Source organism: Cribrihabitans pelagius (assembly GCF_048820915.1).
In the GTDB taxonomy this organism is placed as follows: domain Bacteria; phylum Pseudomonadota; class Alphaproteobacteria; order Rhodobacterales; family Rhodobacteraceae; genus Cribrihabitans_A; species Cribrihabitans_A pelagius.
Map to the genome: position 1 here is coordinate 56,414 of NZ_JBMERR010000013.1, position 17,490 is coordinate 73,903.

Here is a 17,490-nt window from a genome sequence, read left to right on the forward strand (position 1 = left end):
AAGGAAACGGAACCGAGGTAGGCATGGCATTTCAATCCCGCAGCCGCGATCCGCTGCTTGACAGCAACATGCAGGCAGCCATCGAAAAGCGCGGCAAGGAGCTGATCGGGGTCGTCCTGATCGGGCTCGGCCTCGCCCTGGCGGCAATGATCGGCAGCTACACGCCGGACGATCCGAACTGGATGGTCTCCACCGATGCGCCGGTGCAGAACTGGATGGGCCGCCCCGGCGCCTCGATCTCCTTCATCCTTATCACGCTCTTCGGTCTCGCCAGCTGGGCGTTGCCGCTGTTCTTCGCGGTCTGGGGCGCGCGTTTCGTGCTGCACCGGGGCGAGGACCGCGTAATCTGGCCGCTTCTGCTGTCGGTGCCGTGGCTGCTGGTGGTTGCGCTGCACATGGAGACGCTGAACACCAGCCCCGCCTGGCAGGCGGCGCATCATTCGGGCCTTGGCGGCATGGTCGGCTATACCTTCCTCGGCGCGCTGCTGTCGCTGTTGCCGGTCAGCCTGCAGTTCATGGTGAAGCTGATGTCGCTGCTGACCGCGGCGGGGATGCTGGCGCTGGGCAGCACAGTGCTGGGCTTCACCTGGCCCGAGGTGAAATCGGGCCTGCGCCGGGTGATGGTCGGGCTGATCCTGGCCTATGACGCCGCCGCCGGTCTTCTGGGCCGCGGCGCCTCCAGCGGGCTGCAGGCCGCGATGACCTACCGGCGCACGAAGGCAGAGCGGGCGGCAGAGTTCGATGCCGGGAACGACGCCTATGACTATGACGATCCGGATTCCGACATCTTCGAGGACTACCCCGAAGAAAGCTGCGCCCCCGCCGCCCCGCCGGTCGCGGCCCCCGCGCCGGCCTCTGTGCCCGAAGCGCCCGCCAAAACCGGCCTGTTCGCCCGTGTGCCTGGCCTGATCCGCCGCGCTCCGCCCGAACCGGAGCCTGCCGGGACAGCTTATCACGCCTATGGCGAGGACATGGCGGAAGACGCCCAGCCCGGCGAGACGCGCATTTCCGAGAAGATTGCCAATGCGGTGCGCATCCGCCGCGCCGCCGAGCGCGCCCCGGCGCACGACCCGGAGCTGCCGCTGACCAAGGGGCGCGGCCGACGTCCGGCACCGCTGATCTTCAACCCCAATCCTGCGGCAGCTGGCCTCCCGCCGGAGCCGCCGCTGACCGGTGCGCCGGTGCCGCCGCTCTCCGCCGCGCGCGCGCCCGACTGGCAGCCCCCGGCGGAAGAGATCCCGTCCGAGGTTGCCTATGCCGCGGCAGAGGAGGACAGCGGGATGGACTGGCCCGAGGTGGAGCCGGACCACGTGCCGTCTGAGGCCCTGCCCAGCAGCCTGCCGGGCGGCATATCCGCTGTGCCGGAAGTAAGCCGCGTCCTGCGCCAAACGCCTGCCACCCCGGCCCCCGACGATGCTCCCGCCGCGGCCGGAGCACCCGGCCCCCGCCTGACCGTCGACCTGCCCAAGGCCGAGCCGCGCAAGGCGGTGGTCAGCAAGCCGGCGCCGAAACCGGCCCAGCCCTCGGCCCGCGCCAAGGCCGAAGCGCAGCCCAATCTCGCCTTCACCGAGGCGGAGAGCGACTTCGAGCTTCCGCCTCTCAGCCTGCTCACCAACCCGCAGGGCATCGAACGCCATCACCTCAGCGACGAGGCTCTGGAAGAAAACGCCCGGATGCTGGAATCGGTGCTCGATGACTATGGTGTGAAGGGAGAGATCGTCTCGGTCCGCCCCGGCCCCGTCGTTACCATGTACGAGCTGGAGCCGGCCCCGGGCCTCAAGGCTTCGCGCGTGATCGGCCTCTCCGACGACATCGCGCGCTCGATGTCGGCGCTGTCGGCGCGGGTCTCCACGGTGCCGGGGCGCACCGTGATCGGCATCGAACTGCCGAACGAGAACCGCGAGAAGGTGGTCCTGCGCGAAATCCTCGCCAGCCGCGACTTCGGCGACGGCAACCAGGCGCTGCCGCTCGCGCTTGGCAAGGACATCGGCGGCGACAGCATGGTCGCCAACCTCGCCAAGATGCCGCACCTCTTGATTGCGGGCACCACCGGCTCCGGTAAGTCGGTTGCAATCAACACCATGATCCTTTCGCTGCTTTACAAGCTCACGCCCGAGGAATGCCGCCTGATCATGATCGATCCCAAGATGCTGGAGCTTTCGGTCTATGACGGCATCCCGCATCTGCTTTCTCCCGTGGTCACCGACCCCAAGAAGGCCGTGGTGGCGTTGAAATGGGTGGTGGGCGAAATGGAAGACCGCTACCGCAAGATGTCCAAGATGGGCGTGCGCAACATCGCAGGCTTCAATGGCCGCGTGAAGGAAGCGCTCGCGAAGGGCGAGATGTTCTCGCGCACGGTGCAGACCGGTTTTGACGACGACACTGGCGAACCGGTGTTCGAGACCGAAGAATTCCAGCCCGTCGCGCTGCCCTATATCGTCGTCATCGTCGACGAGATGGCCGACCTGATGATGGTGGCGGGCAAGGAGATCGAGGCCTGCATCCAGCGTCTGGCGCAGATGGCGCGGGCCTCCGGCATCCACCTGATCATGGCCACCCAGCGCCCCTCGGTCGACGTGATCACCGGCACCATCAAGGCCAACTTCCCGACCCGGATCTCGTTCCAGGTGACCTCCAAGGTCGACAGCCGCACCATCCTGGGCGAGATGGGCGCCGAGCAGCTCCTCGGCATGGGCGACATGCTCTACATGGCGGGCGGTGCCAAGATCACCCGTTGCCACGGTCCCTTCGTGTCGGACGAGGAAGTCGAGGAGGTGGTCAATCACCTCAAGCAGTTCGGCCCGCCGGATTACGTTGGAAGTGTGCTGGACGGTCCCGACGAGGAAAAGGCCGACAACATCGACGCGGTGCTCGGGCTCTCCACCGGCGGCAACACCGATACCGAAGATGCGCTCTACGACACCGCGGTGGCGATTGTGGTCAAGGACCGCAAGTGCTCCACCTCCTACATCCAGCGCAAGCTGGCGATCGGTTACAACAAGGCCGCCCGCCTGGTCGAGCAGATGGAGGAGGAAGGTGTGGTCTCGCCGGCGAACCACGTGGGCAAGCGCGAAATTCTGGTGCCCGAACAGTAACCTGCACAATAATCTGCCGATGCCGGCCCCGTTGCGGGGCCGGCATCTTCACATTTGCGGACCCGCTCCTATGTTGATCCCATGAAACGGATTGCACTCACCCTTGCGCTGATCCTCGCGGCCCCCGCTTCCTGGGCCGCCGAGAAGCTCAGCCTGAACGAGATCTCGCGCTATCTGAACGGGATCTCGACCGCGTCTTCGCCGTTCACCCAGATCAACGGCGATGGCAGCCTGTCCACCGGCAAACTCTACATGCACCGGCCGGGCCGGATGCGCTTCGAGTATGACAAAAAGGGCGGCACGGTGATCGCCGGCGGCGGCGCCGTGGTGATCGAGGACCCGAAGTCGAACCAGCCGCCCGAAACCTACCCGCTCAGCCGCACGCCGCTGTCGATCATCCTGGCGCGCAACGTCGACCTCGGCCGCGCCAACATGGTGGTGGGCCACAGCTTCGACGGCACCTCCACCGTGGTGCGGGCGCAGGATCCGGCGCATCCCGAGTATGGCAGCATTGAGATGATGTTCACCGGCAATCCGGTCGAGCTGCGCAAATGGGTGGTGCATGACAGCGCGGGCAGCAGCACCACGGTGGTACTGGGCGCGCTGGAGACCGGCGGCGGCCTGCCCGGCTCGCTGTTCCGCCCCGGCCGCAACCGCTGAGCCTTATGGCCCGCCAGCGGCAGCCTGTACGCTGATCTGAACCGTCACTTGCAGGAAAGCGCCCGCAGCGCGCGCAAGCGCGCTGCCCGGCTTAACTGGCGGTGCGCGCTTTCCTTGGAAAGCGCCTGACGCCGGGCGGGAGCGCCCCGGCCTCAGAGCACGGCGGAGGCCGGTTGTGTCGCGGCCAAGCCGGGGCGCGGGCGAAGTCCGGCTCAGCGGTAGTGGCGGCAGGTTGCCAGCTGCGCCTGGTAGGTGCGCGACCGCGACTCCACGCGCGATGCCACCCGCATCAGCCAGGCTTTGTGCCGGTAGCTGCCGCGGGCATAGCCAGAGTGGCCCTCGTGATAGGCCAGATACTGGTTGCGCGCGTCATAAAGTGGAATGCCGTTCTTGGCCCGGCTGCGGGCCATGTACCAGCCCATGAAGTCGGTGGCATCCTTGATCCGGTCCCGCTTGGCCCGCCGCCGCCCGGTGTCGCGGCGGTAGTCGTCCCAAGTGCCGTCCAGCGCCTGGCTGTAGCCGTAGGCGCTCGACTGCCGCCCGACCGGGATCACCCCGAGGAGATACTGGTGCGGCGTGCGCGCATCGCCGCGGAACCGGCTCTCGTGGTAGATCGTCGCCATCTGCACATGCACAGGCACCCCCCAGCGGCGCTGGGTGGCGCGGAAGGCCTTCAGGTATTCCGGACGTTGCTTGATAATGCTGCACGCGTTGTCCAGGTTGCGCGGCGGCTCGTTGTACCCGCCCCCGCAGGACGCAAGCCCCAGCAGGAGAACCAGGGCGCTGATGATTCTGCTCATTGCCTCTGCCACTTTTTTGTTTTGCCGCGAGTCTACCGGATTGCTGCCCGTGTGAAAATCAATTTCCAAGCGCAAGGGACGCTTAGCGAGGCTGCCGCAGCGCAGCAGCCCGCGCGCGCGAACGCTGCTGTTAGTGCCCGCCCAGCGGCGGGAAACCGCCACTGTAACGGGTGTCCTCACAGACTGTTTCCCGGGAATTCTCCGTCAACGGTTGGACTTTTCCCGGCAGGAAGCGCTATTTAAAAAGAATGGGAGCTGGAGAACCATGTTGAGAACGCGCGCGAAATACAATCTGGGGCAAGTCGTCCGGCACCGCAAACACCCGTTCCGCGGAGTGGTCTTTGATGTCGATCCCGAATTTGCCAATTCCGAGGAATGGTATCAGGCGATCCCCGAGGACAGCCGCCCGCACAAGGCGCAGCCCTTCTATCACCTGCTGGCAGAGAACGAGCAGTCCTACTACGTCGCCTATGTTTCGGAGCAGAACCTTGTGGCCGATTACTCGGGCGAGCCGGTGGGCCACCCCGACGTGCCCGAGATGTTCGGCCAGTTCGACGGCGGCGCCTATTCCCTGGAGTTCCAGCTGAACTGACGCGGCCTTCGCGCGCGCGGTCCGGGCTGGCTGGGAAGAGCAGGGCAGAGCAGAGCAGGCCGGCCCCTTTCCGGACCGTGTTCAGTACCCCAGCCTTATTTGCCAGCGCCAAAAGCCCTGACGCAGAACCCCTGATTCAATACCCCAGCGCGCAGCCGTCCTTGCGCGGGTCGCTGCCGCCTTCCAGCACGCCGGAGTCATGCATGAGAATCGCCTGCGCCCCGCCGAGAGGTGTTTCCGGCATCTCGATCTTGTGGCCCATCCCGGCCAGCTCCTCCAGCACCGCCGCGCTGTAGCCGCGCTCTGCCTTCAGCACGCCGCCAACGGCAAAGCAGCGCGGTGCGTCGATCGCCGCCTGCAGGTCCATGCCGAAATCCGTCATGTTGGTCAGCAGCCGGGCATGGCCGGTGGGCTGATAGGCGCCGCCCATCACCCCGAAAGGCATCAGAACCCGCCCGTCGCGGCGCAGCATCGCGGGGATGATCGTGTGCATCGGCCGCTTGCCCCCTGCCATCTCGTTTGCATGGCCCGGCTCCAGCGTGAAGCCCGCGCCGCGGTTCTGCATCAGGATACCGAATTTCTCCGAGGCGATGCCCGAGCCGAAGCTGTGGAAGATCGAATAGATCAATGAGACCGCCATGCCGTCCTTGTCGGCCACGGTGATATAGACCGTATCCTTGTGCACCGCCTCGCTCAGCGGCGCGGCGTCAGCCATGGCGCGGCGCGGGTCGATCAGCGCGGCAAGCTGGGCCGCGGTCTCCGGTGCCAGCATGTGCTGAAGCCGCGTGGTGTGGTCCGGATCGGCGAGGAAGCGGTTGCGCGCATCATAGGCCAGCTTGCTGGCCTCGGCCTCGATATGGGCGCGTCCGGCGCCGAAGGGGTCCATACCCGCGATGTCGAAATGCTTCAGGATGTTCAGCAGCAGGATCGCCGTCGCCCCCTGGCCGTTGGGCGGATGCTCGCCCAGCTCGATGCCCTTGTAGGTGCCAAAGACCGGCTCCGCGGTGTCTGCGCGGACCGCTGCGAAATCTTCCATCGTCTGCACCCCGCCCAGGGCGGTGAGGGCGGCGGCCATGTCCTCTGCCACCTCGCCGGTATAGAAGGCATCGCGCCCGTCCCGGGCGATACGGCGCAGCACCTCGGCCTGGCCCGGCGCGCGGAACAGAACCCCTGCCGAGGGCGCCTTGCCGCCGTGCAGATAAGCCTTGCGGGCAGCGCGCTGCAGCGTCCCCGCGCTGTTCTGCCAGTCAAAGGCGGTACGCGGCGCCACCGGAACGCCTTCCTCGGCATAACGGATTGCGGGCTCCAGAAGCGCCGCCAGCCCCAGCTTGCCCTCGGTCTCAGCCAGGCGGCAGAAGGCGTCAATGGCGCCCGGCAGCGTCACCGCATGCGGGCTGCCCAGCGGCACTGCGCTCAAGCCTTCTGCGCGCAGATCCGCCGCGCTGGCCGCAGCCGCCGCCCGGCCCGAGCCATTCAGCGCTTGGATCTCCGATGAGCCTGGACGGGAAAAGAGCACAAAGCAGTCACCGCCGATGCCGGTCATCTGCGGCTCGCAGATCCCCAGCAGCACCGCGCCCGCAATGGCTGCATCCATCGCATTGCCGCCGCTCTTCAGGATGTCGACAGCAGTTGCCGCCGCCAAAGGGTGCGAGGTGGCGCATATGCCGTTCCCGGCAAAGACCGCAGACCGGCCGTTCTGATGGAAATCCCGCATGGCTCACCTCCTGTTGCTGCCGGGCATGACCCTAAGGCAAGGGGAGCCATTGGCAATCCGCAAAGCGGCCTGACGCAGCGGCGCCATCAGAGGGCTGATTGGAAGGGGCATTGGCGCGGGAGAAAATCCCCGGCACCGCCCGATGGTGGGGGCTATCTGCGCGGTGCCGGGGCAGAGCTTATTTCAGCTATGAATTTATCTTTTGCAGATATTTCGGGCGGGGCTTGGTCCGCAATGGGGCGCGATTGCGGCGGGGCGTCAAATCTGCGCAAGGGGGGCACCCCTGTTCCCGCGGCGCGGAATCCGTCGGCGGCAGCAGGCGTCTCCAGGGGTGGCCGGACACCGCGGCGGGGAGGCACGGGGAGTGCGCCGCGTGCAGGCATAGCGGGTCTCATCCAACTCGCGCGTGGCGCCGAATTGAACTGGAGGGGCTGTGCCGGCGCCGCTTGCAACCGCCAAGACCCTCCCCGCAGGCATGATCCGCGAGCAGGTGGCCAGCTGGGCATCCTGCGCGTCCAGTTTATTGAGGACGAGTAGGCGGCAGAGTGAGCTTCGCGTGCGGGGTTGGTTGAACCGCGAGCGAACTAACAGCGCGGAGTGGCAGCATGAACTTCCTGCGCATCGAGGCAACCGTGACCGAGCATTGGCCAAAACATCACCGCCAGACGGTGAGCAAGCGGCCGCCGGGTGAGGCCCAGGCCGCGGCTCAGTTGGCGGTCGCGGACCGGAAAGCGCTGGAGTTGATCGGGGTGGACCGGTGAATGGCGTGGCCGGTTGCGCGGAACGCGATGGTTCCCAAGGCCCCGCCCGGGATCACGGCCGGAAGTTCACTGCCCGGCCGGGCAATGCGCGCGCCAGTTGCCACATCCCTGCCAGCGCCGAGCCGGGCACCGCAAGCGGGAAACAGAAGTTACAGGCATATCCCGCCGCAATCCGCCTGATGCATTCCGCAGGCTTCATTGTGGCTGCAGCGTCAGCTGCCGGATATCAGTTGCGGGCGCTTGCGGGCTGGCCGCTGACTTTAATTTCGAAGCACAGCGACAGGTTGTTGCCGCCGCCGGTGCGCTCGTATTCGATCTGGCTGGCCAGCTCACGGATCAGGAACCAGCCGAAACCGCCTTCAGGCAAGTCGGTATGCGGCACATTGACGTCCGCGGCCTTGCCTTCGGGCAGCCGGCCGCCGGGGTAGGGGCCGCCGGCGTCCCGGATGCTGACGTAGAGCCGCTCGGCATGCAGCTTGCAATCGATCGTCACATCGCCCGGCGTGGTGCCGGCATAGGCATGTTCAACCACATTATTGACTGCCTCGGTCAGCGCAATCTGCACCTCGTCCGCGCGCTTCCCCGGCACACCGAGCGCGCGAAGCCGCGACACGATGCCAGCGATGCCCTCGCGGGCATCTATGTCGGTGGCCGTGAACGAGCAGGCGAAGGTCTTTACCATCAAATTCTCGCTTTGCGCCGCCAGCGCGCTTGGTGTCACGTGTTTGCCTGCGCCGGGGAGGTTGCCTCGCCGAGCGATGCATAGAGATTGAATACCGTGTCCATCCGGGTCAGCCGGAAAACCTTCTCGACCATCGGCGTAAGCCCGGCCAGGTCCAGCCTGCGTCCGCCGTCCAGCTGTTTCATCGCCGCCACAATGGCGCCGAGGCCGCTGGAATCGATGAACTGCACTTCCGACAGGTCAAGAATCACCCGCTCCGGCCCGCTTTCGGTCTCGCTGCGCATGTCTTCCTTGAACTGGATGGCCATGGCGGCATCAATGCGATCCGCGTTGACTTTGACGATCTGCGCATCGTCCGTCATTGTCGTTGTCAGGCTCATTTTTCTTCCCCGGAGTGATAGGTGGTCCCGCTGCACTCTAGACCTCAAAGCTTACCATTCTGTATGTGTAATTTTGATGATTGGAGGAAAAATCAATGAAAGATGTTGTCATCGCTGGTGCCGCGCGCACGCCGATGGGCGGCTTCCAGGGCATGTATGATGGCGTGAGCGCTGCCGACCTGGGCGGCGCGGCCATCAAGGCGGCGCTGGAAGGCGCGGGCGCCAAGTCCGTGGACGAGGTGCTGATGGGCTGCGTGCTGCCCGCAGGCCAGGGCCAGGCCCCGGCGCGCCAGGCAGGCTTTGCCGCAGGCCTCGGCGAGGAGGTCCCCGCCACCACGCTCAACAAGATGTGCGGCTCCGGCATGAAGGCGGCGATGATCGCCTTCGACCAGATCGCGCTCGGCCAGGCGGACACGATGATCGCCGGCGGCATGGAGAGCATGACCAACGCGCCCTATCTCCTGCCCAAGATGCGCGGCGGCGCCCGAATCGGCCATGGCCAGGTGGTTGACCACATGTTCCTCGACGGGCTGGAGGACGCCTACGACAAGGGCCGCCTGATGGGCACCTTCGCCGAGGACTGCGCGGAGAAGTACCAGTTCAGCCGGGAGGCCCAGGACGAATACGCCCTGAAGTCGCTGGCGAATGCTCTGGAGGCGCAGGAAAGCGGCGCCTTTGCGGATGAAATTGCCGCGGTCACCGTGAAGACCCGCAAGGGCGAACTGGTGACCGACGCCGACGAACAGCCGAAATCGGCACGCCCCGAAAAGATCCCCACCCTGAAACCGGCCTTCCGCAAGGACGGCACGGTGACGGCGGCCAACGCGTCGTCGATCTCGGACGGGGCCGCGGCGCTGGTGATGGCCTCGGCAGAAGCCGCAGAGGCGCAAGGCCTGACGGTGCGCGCCCGGGTGCTCGGCCATGCCAGCCACGCCCAGGCGCCCGGCTGGTTCACCACCGCGCCGGTGCCTGCTGCGCAGAAACTGATGGACCGGCTGGGCTGGACCGTCGCCGACGTCGACCTCTGGGAGGTGAACGAAGCCTTCGCCGTGGTGCCGATGGCCTTCATGCGCGAGATGGGCATCCCGCGCGAGAAGGTGAACGTGAACGGCGGCGCCTGCGCTTTGGGCCACCCGATCGGCGCTTCCGGCGCGCGGATCATGGTCACCCTGCTGAACGCGCTGGAAAAGCGCGGGCTGAAGCGCGGCATCGCCGCGATCTGCATCGGCGGCGGTGAAGGCACCGCGATTGCGATCGAGCGGGTCTGATCCGCCCCTTCTACTTTCTGGCCGAAAATACCCTCGGGGGTGAATTGACCGTCAGGTCAAGAGGGGGCAGACAGCCCCCTCCCCCCAGATGAAGGAGAGAGGCCCATGCGGGTAAACTACCAAACCCTGGCCAAGACCATCGCGGCGCTGTGCGAGGGCGAGACCGACGCGGTCGCGCTGATGGCAACGGTCGCCTGCGAGGTGCACCACGCCGACAACCGCTTCGACTGGACCGGCTTCTACCGCGTGACCGAGCCGGAACTGTTGAAGATCGGCCCCTACCAGGGCGGCCACGGCTGCCTGCAGATCCCCTTCTCCCGCGGCGTCTGCGGCGCGGCGGCGCGCACGGGCGAACTGCAGCTGGTGCCGGATGTGGAGGCCTTCCCGGGCCATATCGCCTGCGCCTCCTCGACCCGGTCGGAACTGGTGCTGCCGGTCCTGAACGGGGCTGGGGCGCTGATCGGGGTCTTCGACATCGACAGCGATTTGCCCGATGCCTTCACGGGCGAGGATGCAGAGCAGCTGGCGGCGATTCTCGCGAAGGTGTTTTCAGCGGTGTGAGCAGCCGGGGGAGGGGCTTTGCCCCTCGGCCTGCGGCCTCACCCCAGAGTATTTCGGGTCAGAAAGTACTGGAGCCAAAAGTACATGAGCCGGCGCAAGGGCTTGCGCCGGTTTTTTTGTGGCTGCGGTCTCCCGTGAAAAAATGCTTGGAAATTTCAGCGACTCGCTGCATCGTGAAATTTGAGAGCTGAATTTCACGAAGCTGGGAGCGCTGCTGTGAACGACCAGACCCTGCCCGCAGCAACCTTGGGTGCCGACATCCGCGCCCTGCGCAAGGCGCGCGGCCTGACGCTGGCGGAGACCGCGGCGCAGCTGAACCGCTCGGTCGGCTGGCTGAGCCAGGTGGAGCGCGACCTGTCGGAGCCCTCGATTTCGGACCTGCGCCAGATCGCACGGGCCATGGGGGTGCCGATGTCGATGCTGTTTGCCCATGCCGGCGCCCCGGCCGGGGAGCACGGCTATATCGTGCGCGCGGGCAGCCGCCGTCCGATGGGGTCTGGCGAGGAGGGGCTGATCGAGGAGCTTTTGTCCCCCGATCTGACCGATGATTTCGAGATGGTGCATTCCACCTTCCGGCCGCATTCACGGATGCAGGCGCCCGCGGACCGACCGACGCAGGAGGTGGGCTATGTGATCTCGGGGCGGCTGGATCTGGTGATCGGCGGCCGCGCCTTCACCGTCGGCCCCGGCGACAGTTTCCGCATCCGGCACGAGGCCTACCAATGGTCCAATCCCTATGAAGAACCCGCGGTGGCGGTCTGGGTGATTGCGCCGCCGGTCTACTGACGCGGGTGAGGACAACAAGCCGCGGCCGCAGCGCCGCAACTGGACTGAGAAACAGGGAGCGATCATGTCCGATTTTCCAAACAAGGCCCGTGTGGTCATCATCGGCGGCGGCGTCGTTGGCTGCTCGTCACTCTATCACCTGGCCAAGAAGGGCTGGAGCGACTGCGTGCTTCTGGAGAAGAACGAACTGACTGCAGGCTCCACCTGGCACGCGGCGGGCAATGTGCCGACCTTTTCGACCTCCTGGTCGATCATGAACATGCAGCGCTACTCCACCGGTCTTTACGAGCGGCTCGGGGAAGAGGTGGATTACCCGATGAACTACCACCAGTCCGGCTCAATCCGGCTGGCGCACACGAAGGAGCGGATGCAGGAGTTCGAGCGCGCCTGCGCCATGGGCCGCTACCAGGGCATTGAGATGGAGATCTGGAGCCCCGAGGAGGCCAAGGCGCGCTACCCCTTCCTGGAGACCCATGACCTGGAAGGCGTGCTGTTTGATCCGACCGACGGCGACATCGACCCCGCCCAGCTGACCCAGGCGCTGGCCAAGGGCGCGCGCGACATGGGTGCGCGGATTATCCGTTTCTGTCCCGCGACTGGTGTCACCCAGCAGCCGGACAAGACCTGGATCGTCCATACGGAGAAAGGCGACATCGCCTGCGACTACGTGGTGAACGCGGCCGGCTATTACGCCCAGCGTGTCGGCGAGTGGTTCAAACCCTACGGCGGGCGCAGCGTGCCGATGATGGTGATGAGCCATCAGTACCTGCTGACCGAGGAGATCCCCGAGGTCGAGGAATGGTCCAAGGCGAACGGCGGAAAGAAACTGCCGCTGCTGCGGGACGTCGATGTCTCCTACTACCTGCGGCAGGAGAAGCACGGCTACAACCTCGGCCCTTATGAGCCCAACTGCCGGGCGCATTGGGACACCGAGGCGGACCCGATGCCGGATGACTTCTCTTTCCAGCTCTGGTCCGACGATCTTGACCGGATCGAGGACATCGTGACCGACGCGATGGAGCGGGTGCCGCTGATGGCCACCTCGGGTGTTGCGCGCGTGATCAACGGGCCGATCCCCTATGCGCCCGACGGGCTGCCGCTGATCGGGCCGATGCCCGGCGTCGACAACGCGTATGAGGCCTGCGTCTTCACCTTCGGCATCGCCCAGGGCGGCGGTGCGGGCAAGGTGCTGGCGGAATGGATCGTCGATGGGCAGACCGAATGGGACATGTGGGCCGTCGATCCGCGCCGTTACACCGACTACACCGATCACGACTACTGCGTGAAAAAGGGGATGGAGGTCTACGGCAACGAATACGCCATGCATTTCCCGCATCACGAATGGCCCGCCGCGCGGGACAAGAAGATCAGCCAGGTGCATGACCGCGTGCAGGAGCTGGGCGGCCAGATGGGCGTCTACAACGGCTGGGAGCGGGCCAACTGGTTCGCCAAGCCCGGCGATGACACCTCGGAAGAAGCGACGCACACCTGGGGCCGCTCCGGCCCGTGGCAGAAGCGTATCCAGGAGGAATGCGAGGCGGTGCGCGACCATGTGGGCGTGCTCGACCTGCCGGGGTTCTCGCGCTTCAACCTCTCCGGCGAGGGCGCGGCGGAATGGCTGCGCGGCCGGGTAACCGGCGGGCTGCCCAAGGCCGGGCGGATGAACCTGATCTATTTCGCGGACCCCCGCGGCCGCATCCTGACCGAGATGTCCTGCCTCCGCCATGGCGAGGACCATTTCACCCTGATCACCGCAGGCGCCGCGCAATGGCACGATTTCGAGGTGCTGGAGAAGGCGCTGCCCAAGGGGCTGAGCCTTACCGATCACACCACTGAATTTGCCACCATGATCGTGACCGGGCCGGAATCGCGCGCGCTCCTGGCGGGGATTTCGGACGCTGACCTCAACCTCGGCTGGCTCACCCATCAGGAGGCCACGGTGGCGGGCAAGCCCGCGTTCCTCGCGCGGGTCTCCTTTGCCGGTGAGCTGGGCTGGGAAGTGCATTGCGCCAACACCCATCAGCCCGAAATCTACGAGGCGATCGTGGCGGGCGGGGCCAAGCCCTTTGGCATGTATGCGCTGAATTCTTTGCGCATCGAGAAAGGCTACCGCACCTGGAAGGGCGATCTCTCCAGCGACTATTCGCTGCTGGAGGCCGGGCTCGGCCGCTTCGTGAAGCTCGACAAGCAGCAGGACTTCCCCGGCAAGGCCGCGCTTCAGGCCGAGGCGGAGCAGGGGCCGACGAAGCGTTTTGTCGCCCTCATCGTCGAGGCCGGCGAAGCGGATGCGCCCTACATGTCGTGCATCTGGAAGGACGGGGAGATCGTGGGCGAGACCACCAGCGGCGACTGGGGTTACCGGGTCAATGCCTCCATCGCACTGGGCATGGTGCGGGCCGATCTGGCCAAGCCGGGCACCGAACTGGAAATCGACATCTACGGCGAGAAATGCCGCGCGGTGGTGCAGGAGGATGCGCCGATCTGGGATCCGGAGAACGCCCGGCTGCGCGCCTGACGCTATCCGGCGGTCCGGGGCAGGTGTTCCGGGCCGCTTTTCGAAACCGCCCGCCCGTATCGCACCGTGCGGGTCCGCGAGTGGGAGAGGCCTGCCATGACCCTGCCGGAACCGCGCAAGCCAAAGGATGCCAACGGCCCGGCCCGGGTCTGGTCCATCGACATCCTGATCTGCGAAGGCTTCGTGCTGACCGAAATCTCGGCGCTCCTGGAGGTGTTCCGGATCGCCAACCGGGTGCTGGCGCAGCCACCGTTCCGCTGGACTGTGCGTTCGGCCGCGGGCGGGCGGATAGGCTGCCGGGCGGGACTGAGCATTGAGAGCGAAACCTATGTCTCCCGGCCGGACGCAGATTTTGCCTTTGTACTCGGCAATTCCGACCCGGCGCACCCGGGGCTGTCCTGCGCCCGGGTGATCCAGAGCTACACCAGCCGCGGCGCCAAGGTGTTTCTGCTCGCCGAAGCCGCCGCGCGCTATATCAGCGAGCAGGGCAGCGGCGCCGGACGGCGCACCACTCATTGGGAGAACTCGGCGCTTCTGCGCGAGCGGCTGGGGCTGGCCGATGCGGCTCACGCACTGGCCTGCGAGGACGGCCCGATCGTGACCTGCGCGGGCATGGGGGCGACCACCGACATCGCGCTGGCCCTCGTCGGCCAGCTCACCTCCGCGGCGGCGCAGATGACCGTGGCCAACATCCTTCTGCACGAGCAGGTGCGCGATTACGGCTCCCTGCAGCCCTTTGCCGGCGCCAAGCCCACCATCACCGGCGACAGCGAGCTCGATCATTGCATCCGCATCATGCAGGCCAACATCGAGGAGCCGGTGCCGATCCGCGGGATCGTCGCCGCCCTTGGCATCTCCAACCGCTCGCTGGAGCGCAAGTTCAAGACCTACCTCGCCACCACGCCGAACGGGTTTTACCGCGAAATGCGCCTTTCGCGCGCCAACAACCTGCTTCTGAACACCACGATGAGCGTCCGTGAAATCGGTCTCGCCTGCGGTTTCCCAAATGGGTTCTCGAGCCTTTACAAGGGCTTCTTCGGCATCACCCCCTTCACGCTGCGCAAGCGGCGGCGGCTGGGCGGGCCGCTGCCGAACGAAATCCTGCAAGCCGGGGAATAGCGCCGGAAGGCTGACGTTTTTGATGCATTTTCTGCCGCCTCTCCGTGGCAGGCTGACCCCATCGAGATTCTGGAGAGATGAGATGAGCGATCTTCCCGAAAAGGCCCGCGCGGTCATCATCGGCGGCGGTGTGATCGGCTGTTCGGTGGCCTATCACCTGACCAAGCTGGGCTGGCAGGACGTGGTTCTGCTGGAACGCAAGCAGCTGACATCCGGCACCACATGGCATGCCGCCGGACTCATCGCGCAGCTGCGCGCCACCGCCAACATGACCAAGCTGGCGAAATACTCTCAGGAACTCTACGGCGCGCTGGAGGCGGAGACCGGCGTTGCCACCGGCTTCAAGCGCTGTGGGTCGATCACCGTGGCCCTCACCGAAGAGCGCAAGGAAGAGATCTTCCGCCAGGCAGCGATGGCGCGGGCCTTCGGCGTTGAGGTGGAGGAAATCTCACCTGCGGAGGTGAAGGAAAAATACGCCCATCTCAATATCGAGGACGTGACCGCCGGCGTCTGGCTGCCCAAGGACGGGCAGGGCGATCCGGCCAATATCGCGCTGGCCCTGGCCAAGGGCGCCCGCCAGCGCGGCGCGCTGGTGAAGGAGCGCATCAAGGTGACCGGCATCGCCAAGGAAGGCCGCCGCGTCACCGGTGTGGATTGGGTCAGTGACGACGGCCAGTCGCAGGGACATATCCAGGCAGACATGGTGGTGAACTGCGCCGGCATGTGGGGCCATGAAGTGGGACGTATGGCAGGCGTCAACGTGCCGCTGCACGCCTGCGAGCATTTCTACATTGTGACCGAGGGCATCAAGGGCCTCACCCAGATGCCGGTGCTGCGGGTGCCGGACGAATGCGCCTACTACAAGGAAGACGCAGGCAAAATCCTGCTCGGCGCATTCGAGCCAAACGCCAAGCCCTGGGCGACGGCCGGCATCCCGGACAGCTTCGAGTTCGACCAGCTGCCCGAGGATTTCGACCACTTCGAACCCATCCTTGAAGCCGCCTGTAACCGCATGCCGATGCTTGCGGAGGCGGGCATCCACACCTTCTTCAACGGCCCTGAGTCCTTCACCCCCGACGACGCCTACCACCTGGGCCTGGCGCCCGAGATGGACAACTTCTGGGTCGCTGCAGGCTTCAACTCGATCGGCATCCAGTCCGCGGGCGGCGCCGGCATGGCTTTGGCGCAGTGGATGGAAGACGGCCAGAAGCCCTTCGACCTCGGCGATGTCGACATCTCGCGCATGCAGCCGTTCCAGGGCAACCGTCATTACCTCTATGAGCGCTCCAAGGAGACGCTGGGCCTGCTCTACGCGGACCACTTCCCCTACCGCCAGAAAGCCACCGCCCGCGGCGTGCGCCGCACCCCGTTCCACCACCACCTGCTGGAGCAGGGCGCGGTCATGGGCGAGATCGGCGGCTGGGAACGCGCCAACTGGTTTGCAAACGAAGGCCAGGAACGCGAATACCAGTACAGCTGGAAACGCCAGAACTGGTTCGAGAACTCCGCCGCCGAACACCGCGCCGTGCGCGAAAACGTCGGCATGTACGACATGTCCTCCTTCGGCAAGATCCGCGTCGAAGGCCCGGATGCCGAAGCCTTTCTGAACCATATCTGCGGCGCGAATCTCTCGGTGCCCGCGGGCAAGATCGTCTACACCCAGTTCCTCAACCCCCGCGGCGGGATCGAGGCCGACGTGACAGTGACCCGGCTGTCTGAAACCGCCTATCTCGTGGTCACCCCCGCCGCCACCCGGCTTGCCGACCAGACCTGGATGCTGCGGCACAGGGGTGAATTCAACGTGGTGATCACCGACGTGACCGCGGGCGAAGGCGTGCTGGCGGTGATGGGGCCGAACGCGCGCAAGCTGCTGCAGATGGTCTCGCCCAATGATTTCTCCAACGAAGCCAACCCCTTCGGCACGGCGCAACAGATCGAGCTGGGCATGGGCCTCGCCCGCGTTCACCGGGTGACCTACGTGGGCGAGCTAGGCTGGGAAGTTTACGTGAGCGCGGACATGGCGGGCCATGCATTCGAGACCCTCTGGGAGGCGGGCCGGGACATGGGCCTGAAGCTCTGCGGCATGCACATGATGGACAGCTGCCGGATCGAAAAGGGCTTCCGCCACTTCGGCCACGACATCACTTGCGAGGATCATGTGATCGACGCCGGCCTCGGCTTTGCGGTGAAGACAGACAAGGACGACTTCATCGGCAAGGCGGCAGTGCTGGAACGCAAGGAAACCGGACCGAAAACCCGGATGCTGCAATTCAAGCTCACCGATCCGGAGCCGCTCCTGTTCCACAACGAGCCGATCCTGCGCGACGGCAAATACGTGGGCTACCTCAGCTCCGGCAACTATGGCCACACGCTGGGCGCCGCCATCGGCATGGGTTACGTTCCTTGCGAAGGTGAAAGCGCGGCGGATGTGCTCGGCTCAACCTACGAGATCGACGTCTGCGGCGTGAAGGTGCGGGCGGAAGCCTCGCTGAAGCCGATGTATGATCCGAAGTCGGAGCGGGTGAAGGCCTGAGGAAACACAGCAACCGGGCCGGGC

At 65.9% G+C, this 17,490-nt stretch carries 14 protein-coding genes; 10 read left to right on the forward strand and 4 right to left on the reverse strand.

The window, feature by feature from the left end; all coding sequences use genetic code 11:
• Positions 1-23: 23 nt before the first annotated feature.
• Together ACOHX0_RS12805 and ACOHX0_RS12810 are read left to right on the forward strand one after the other, a co-directional pair.
• Positions 24-3,095: a DNA translocase FtsK gene (locus ACOHX0_RS12805; RefSeq protein ID WP_420677225.1), complete on the forward strand. Its 3,072-nt coding sequence runs from the start codon at positions 24-26 to the stop codon at positions 3,093-3,095.
• Positions 3,096-3,176: 81 nt separating this feature from the next.
• Complete coding sequence (locus ACOHX0_RS12810) at positions 3,177-3,755, forward strand: LolA family protein (protein ID WP_420677226.1); 579 nt, start codon at positions 3,177-3,179, stop codon at positions 3,753-3,755.
• A gap of 212 nt (positions 3,756-3,967) precedes the next feature.
• Here the strand turns inward: ACOHX0_RS12810 and ACOHX0_RS12815 are convergent, their stop codons facing one another.
• Positions 3,968-4,555 (reverse strand): transglycosylase SLT domain-containing protein, encoded by a 588-nt coding sequence (locus ACOHX0_RS12815; protein ID WP_420677228.1) that lies wholly within the window; start codon positions 4,553-4,555, stop codon positions 3,968-3,970.
• A 265-nt stretch (positions 4,556-4,820) separates the two neighbouring features.
• On the opposite strand from ACOHX0_RS12815, the gene hspQ reads away from it, so the two are divergent.
• Positions 4,821-5,147: a heat shock protein HspQ gene (hspQ, locus tag ACOHX0_RS12820; protein ID WP_420677230.1), complete on the forward strand. Its 327-nt coding sequence runs from the start codon at positions 4,821-4,823 to the stop codon at positions 5,145-5,147.
• Positions 5,148-5,283: 136 nt separating this feature from the next.
• Here hspQ and ACOHX0_RS12825 read toward each other — a convergent pair whose 3' ends face one another.
• Entirely contained in the window at positions 5,284-6,861 is a 1,578-nt protein-coding gene (locus ACOHX0_RS12825) for a gamma-glutamyltransferase family protein (protein WP_420677231.1), read from the reverse strand.
• Between the two features lie 605 nt (positions 6,862-7,466).
• On the opposite strand from ACOHX0_RS12825, the gene ACOHX0_RS12830 reads away from it, so the two are divergent.
• Entirely contained in the window at positions 7,467-7,622 is a 156-nt protein-coding gene (locus ACOHX0_RS12830) for a hypothetical protein (RefSeq protein WP_420677232.1), read from the forward strand.
• A 226-nt stretch (positions 7,623-7,848) separates the two neighbouring features.
• Here the strand turns inward: ACOHX0_RS12830 and ACOHX0_RS12835 are convergent, their stop codons facing one another.
• Positions 7,849-8,304, reverse strand: a complete 456-nt coding sequence (locus tag ACOHX0_RS12835; RefSeq protein ID WP_420677233.1) for an ATP-binding protein — start codon at positions 8,302-8,304, stop codon at positions 7,849-7,851.
• Between the two features lie 35 nt (positions 8,305-8,339).
• Positions 8,340-8,684, reverse strand: coding sequence for an STAS domain-containing protein (locus ACOHX0_RS12840; RefSeq protein WP_420677234.1), 345 nt, complete (start codon positions 8,682-8,684; stop codon positions 8,340-8,342).
• A gap of 95 nt (positions 8,685-8,779) precedes the next feature.
• Between ACOHX0_RS12840 and ACOHX0_RS12845 the strand changes: the two genes are divergently transcribed.
• The 6 genes from ACOHX0_RS12845 to ACOHX0_RS12870 all read left to right on the forward strand — a co-directional run bounded on the left by ACOHX0_RS12845 (position 8,780) and on the right by ACOHX0_RS12870 (position 17,466).
• Complete coding sequence (locus tag ACOHX0_RS12845; RefSeq protein ID WP_420677235.1) at positions 8,780-9,952, forward strand: thiolase family protein; 1,173 nt, start codon at positions 8,780-8,782, stop codon at positions 9,950-9,952.
• 105 nt (positions 9,953-10,057) lie between these two features.
• Positions 10,058-10,513 carry a GAF domain-containing protein gene (locus tag ACOHX0_RS12850; RefSeq protein ID WP_420677237.1) on the forward strand — a complete coding sequence of 152 codons (456 nt, stop codon included), beginning with the start codon at positions 10,058-10,060 and terminating at the stop codon, positions 10,511-10,513.
• A 216-nt stretch (positions 10,514-10,729) separates the two neighbouring features.
• On the forward strand, positions 10,730-11,299 hold the full coding sequence (locus ACOHX0_RS12855; protein ID WP_420677238.1) for a helix-turn-helix domain-containing protein: 570 nt from the start codon (positions 10,730-10,732) through the stop codon (positions 11,297-11,299).
• Between the two features lie 64 nt (positions 11,300-11,363).
• Positions 11,364-13,814, forward strand: coding sequence for a GcvT family protein (locus ACOHX0_RS12860; RefSeq protein WP_420677240.1), 2,451 nt, complete (start codon positions 11,364-11,366; stop codon positions 13,812-13,814).
• Positions 13,815-13,910: 96 nt separating this feature from the next.
• On the forward strand, positions 13,911-14,933 hold the full coding sequence (locus ACOHX0_RS12865) for a GlxA family transcriptional regulator (protein ID WP_420677241.1): 1,023 nt from the start codon (positions 13,911-13,913) through the stop codon (positions 14,931-14,933).
• An 82-nt stretch (positions 14,934-15,015) separates the two neighbouring features.
• Positions 15,016-17,466, forward strand: a complete 2,451-nt coding sequence (locus ACOHX0_RS12870; protein ID WP_420677243.1) for a GcvT family protein — start codon at positions 15,016-15,018, stop codon at positions 17,464-17,466.
• Positions 17,467-17,490: the final 24 nt, after the last annotated feature.

What these genes read in the sequence shown, in the direction of transcription:
- ACOHX0_RS12805 (WP_420677225.1), top strand. Translation starts at nt 24, where the DNA reads ATGGCATTTCAATCCCGCAGCCGCGATCCGCTGCTTGACAGCAACATG.
- ACOHX0_RS12810 (WP_420677226.1), top strand. Translation starts at nt 3,177, where the DNA reads ATGAAACGGATTGCACTCACCCTTGCGCTGATCCTCGCGGCCCCCGCT.
- ACOHX0_RS12815 (WP_420677228.1), bottom strand. Translation starts at nt 4,555, where the DNA reads ATGAGCAGAATCATCAGCGCCCTGGTTCTCCTGCTGGGGCTTGCGTCC.
- hspQ (WP_420677230.1), top strand. Translation starts at nt 4,821, where the DNA reads ATGTTGAGAACGCGCGCGAAATACAATCTGGGGCAAGTCGTCCGGCAC.
- ACOHX0_RS12825 (WP_420677231.1), bottom strand. Translation starts at nt 6,861, where the DNA reads ATGCGGGATTTCCATCAGAACGGCCGGTCTGCGGTCTTTGCCGGGAAC.
- ACOHX0_RS12830 (WP_420677232.1), top strand. Translation starts at nt 7,467, where the DNA reads ATGAACTTCCTGCGCATCGAGGCAACCGTGACCGAGCATTGGCCAAAA.
- ACOHX0_RS12835 (WP_420677233.1), bottom strand. Translation starts at nt 8,304, where the DNA reads ATGGTAAAGACCTTCGCCTGCTCGTTCACGGCCACCGACATAGATGCC.
- ACOHX0_RS12840 (WP_420677234.1), bottom strand. Translation starts at nt 8,684, where the DNA reads ATGAGCCTGACAACGACAATGACGGACGATGCGCAGATCGTCAAAGTC.
- ACOHX0_RS12845 (WP_420677235.1), top strand. Translation starts at nt 8,780, where the DNA reads ATGAAAGATGTTGTCATCGCTGGTGCCGCGCGCACGCCGATGGGCGGC.
- ACOHX0_RS12850 (WP_420677237.1), top strand. Translation starts at nt 10,058, where the DNA reads ATGCGGGTAAACTACCAAACCCTGGCCAAGACCATCGCGGCGCTGTGC.
- ACOHX0_RS12860 (WP_420677240.1), top strand. Translation starts at nt 11,364, where the DNA reads ATGTCCGATTTTCCAAACAAGGCCCGTGTGGTCATCATCGGCGGCGGC.
- ACOHX0_RS12865 (WP_420677241.1), top strand. Translation starts at nt 13,911, where the DNA reads ATGACCCTGCCGGAACCGCGCAAGCCAAAGGATGCCAACGGCCCGGCC.
- ACOHX0_RS12870 (WP_420677243.1), top strand. Translation starts at nt 15,016, where the DNA reads ATGAGCGATCTTCCCGAAAAGGCCCGCGCGGTCATCATCGGCGGCGGT.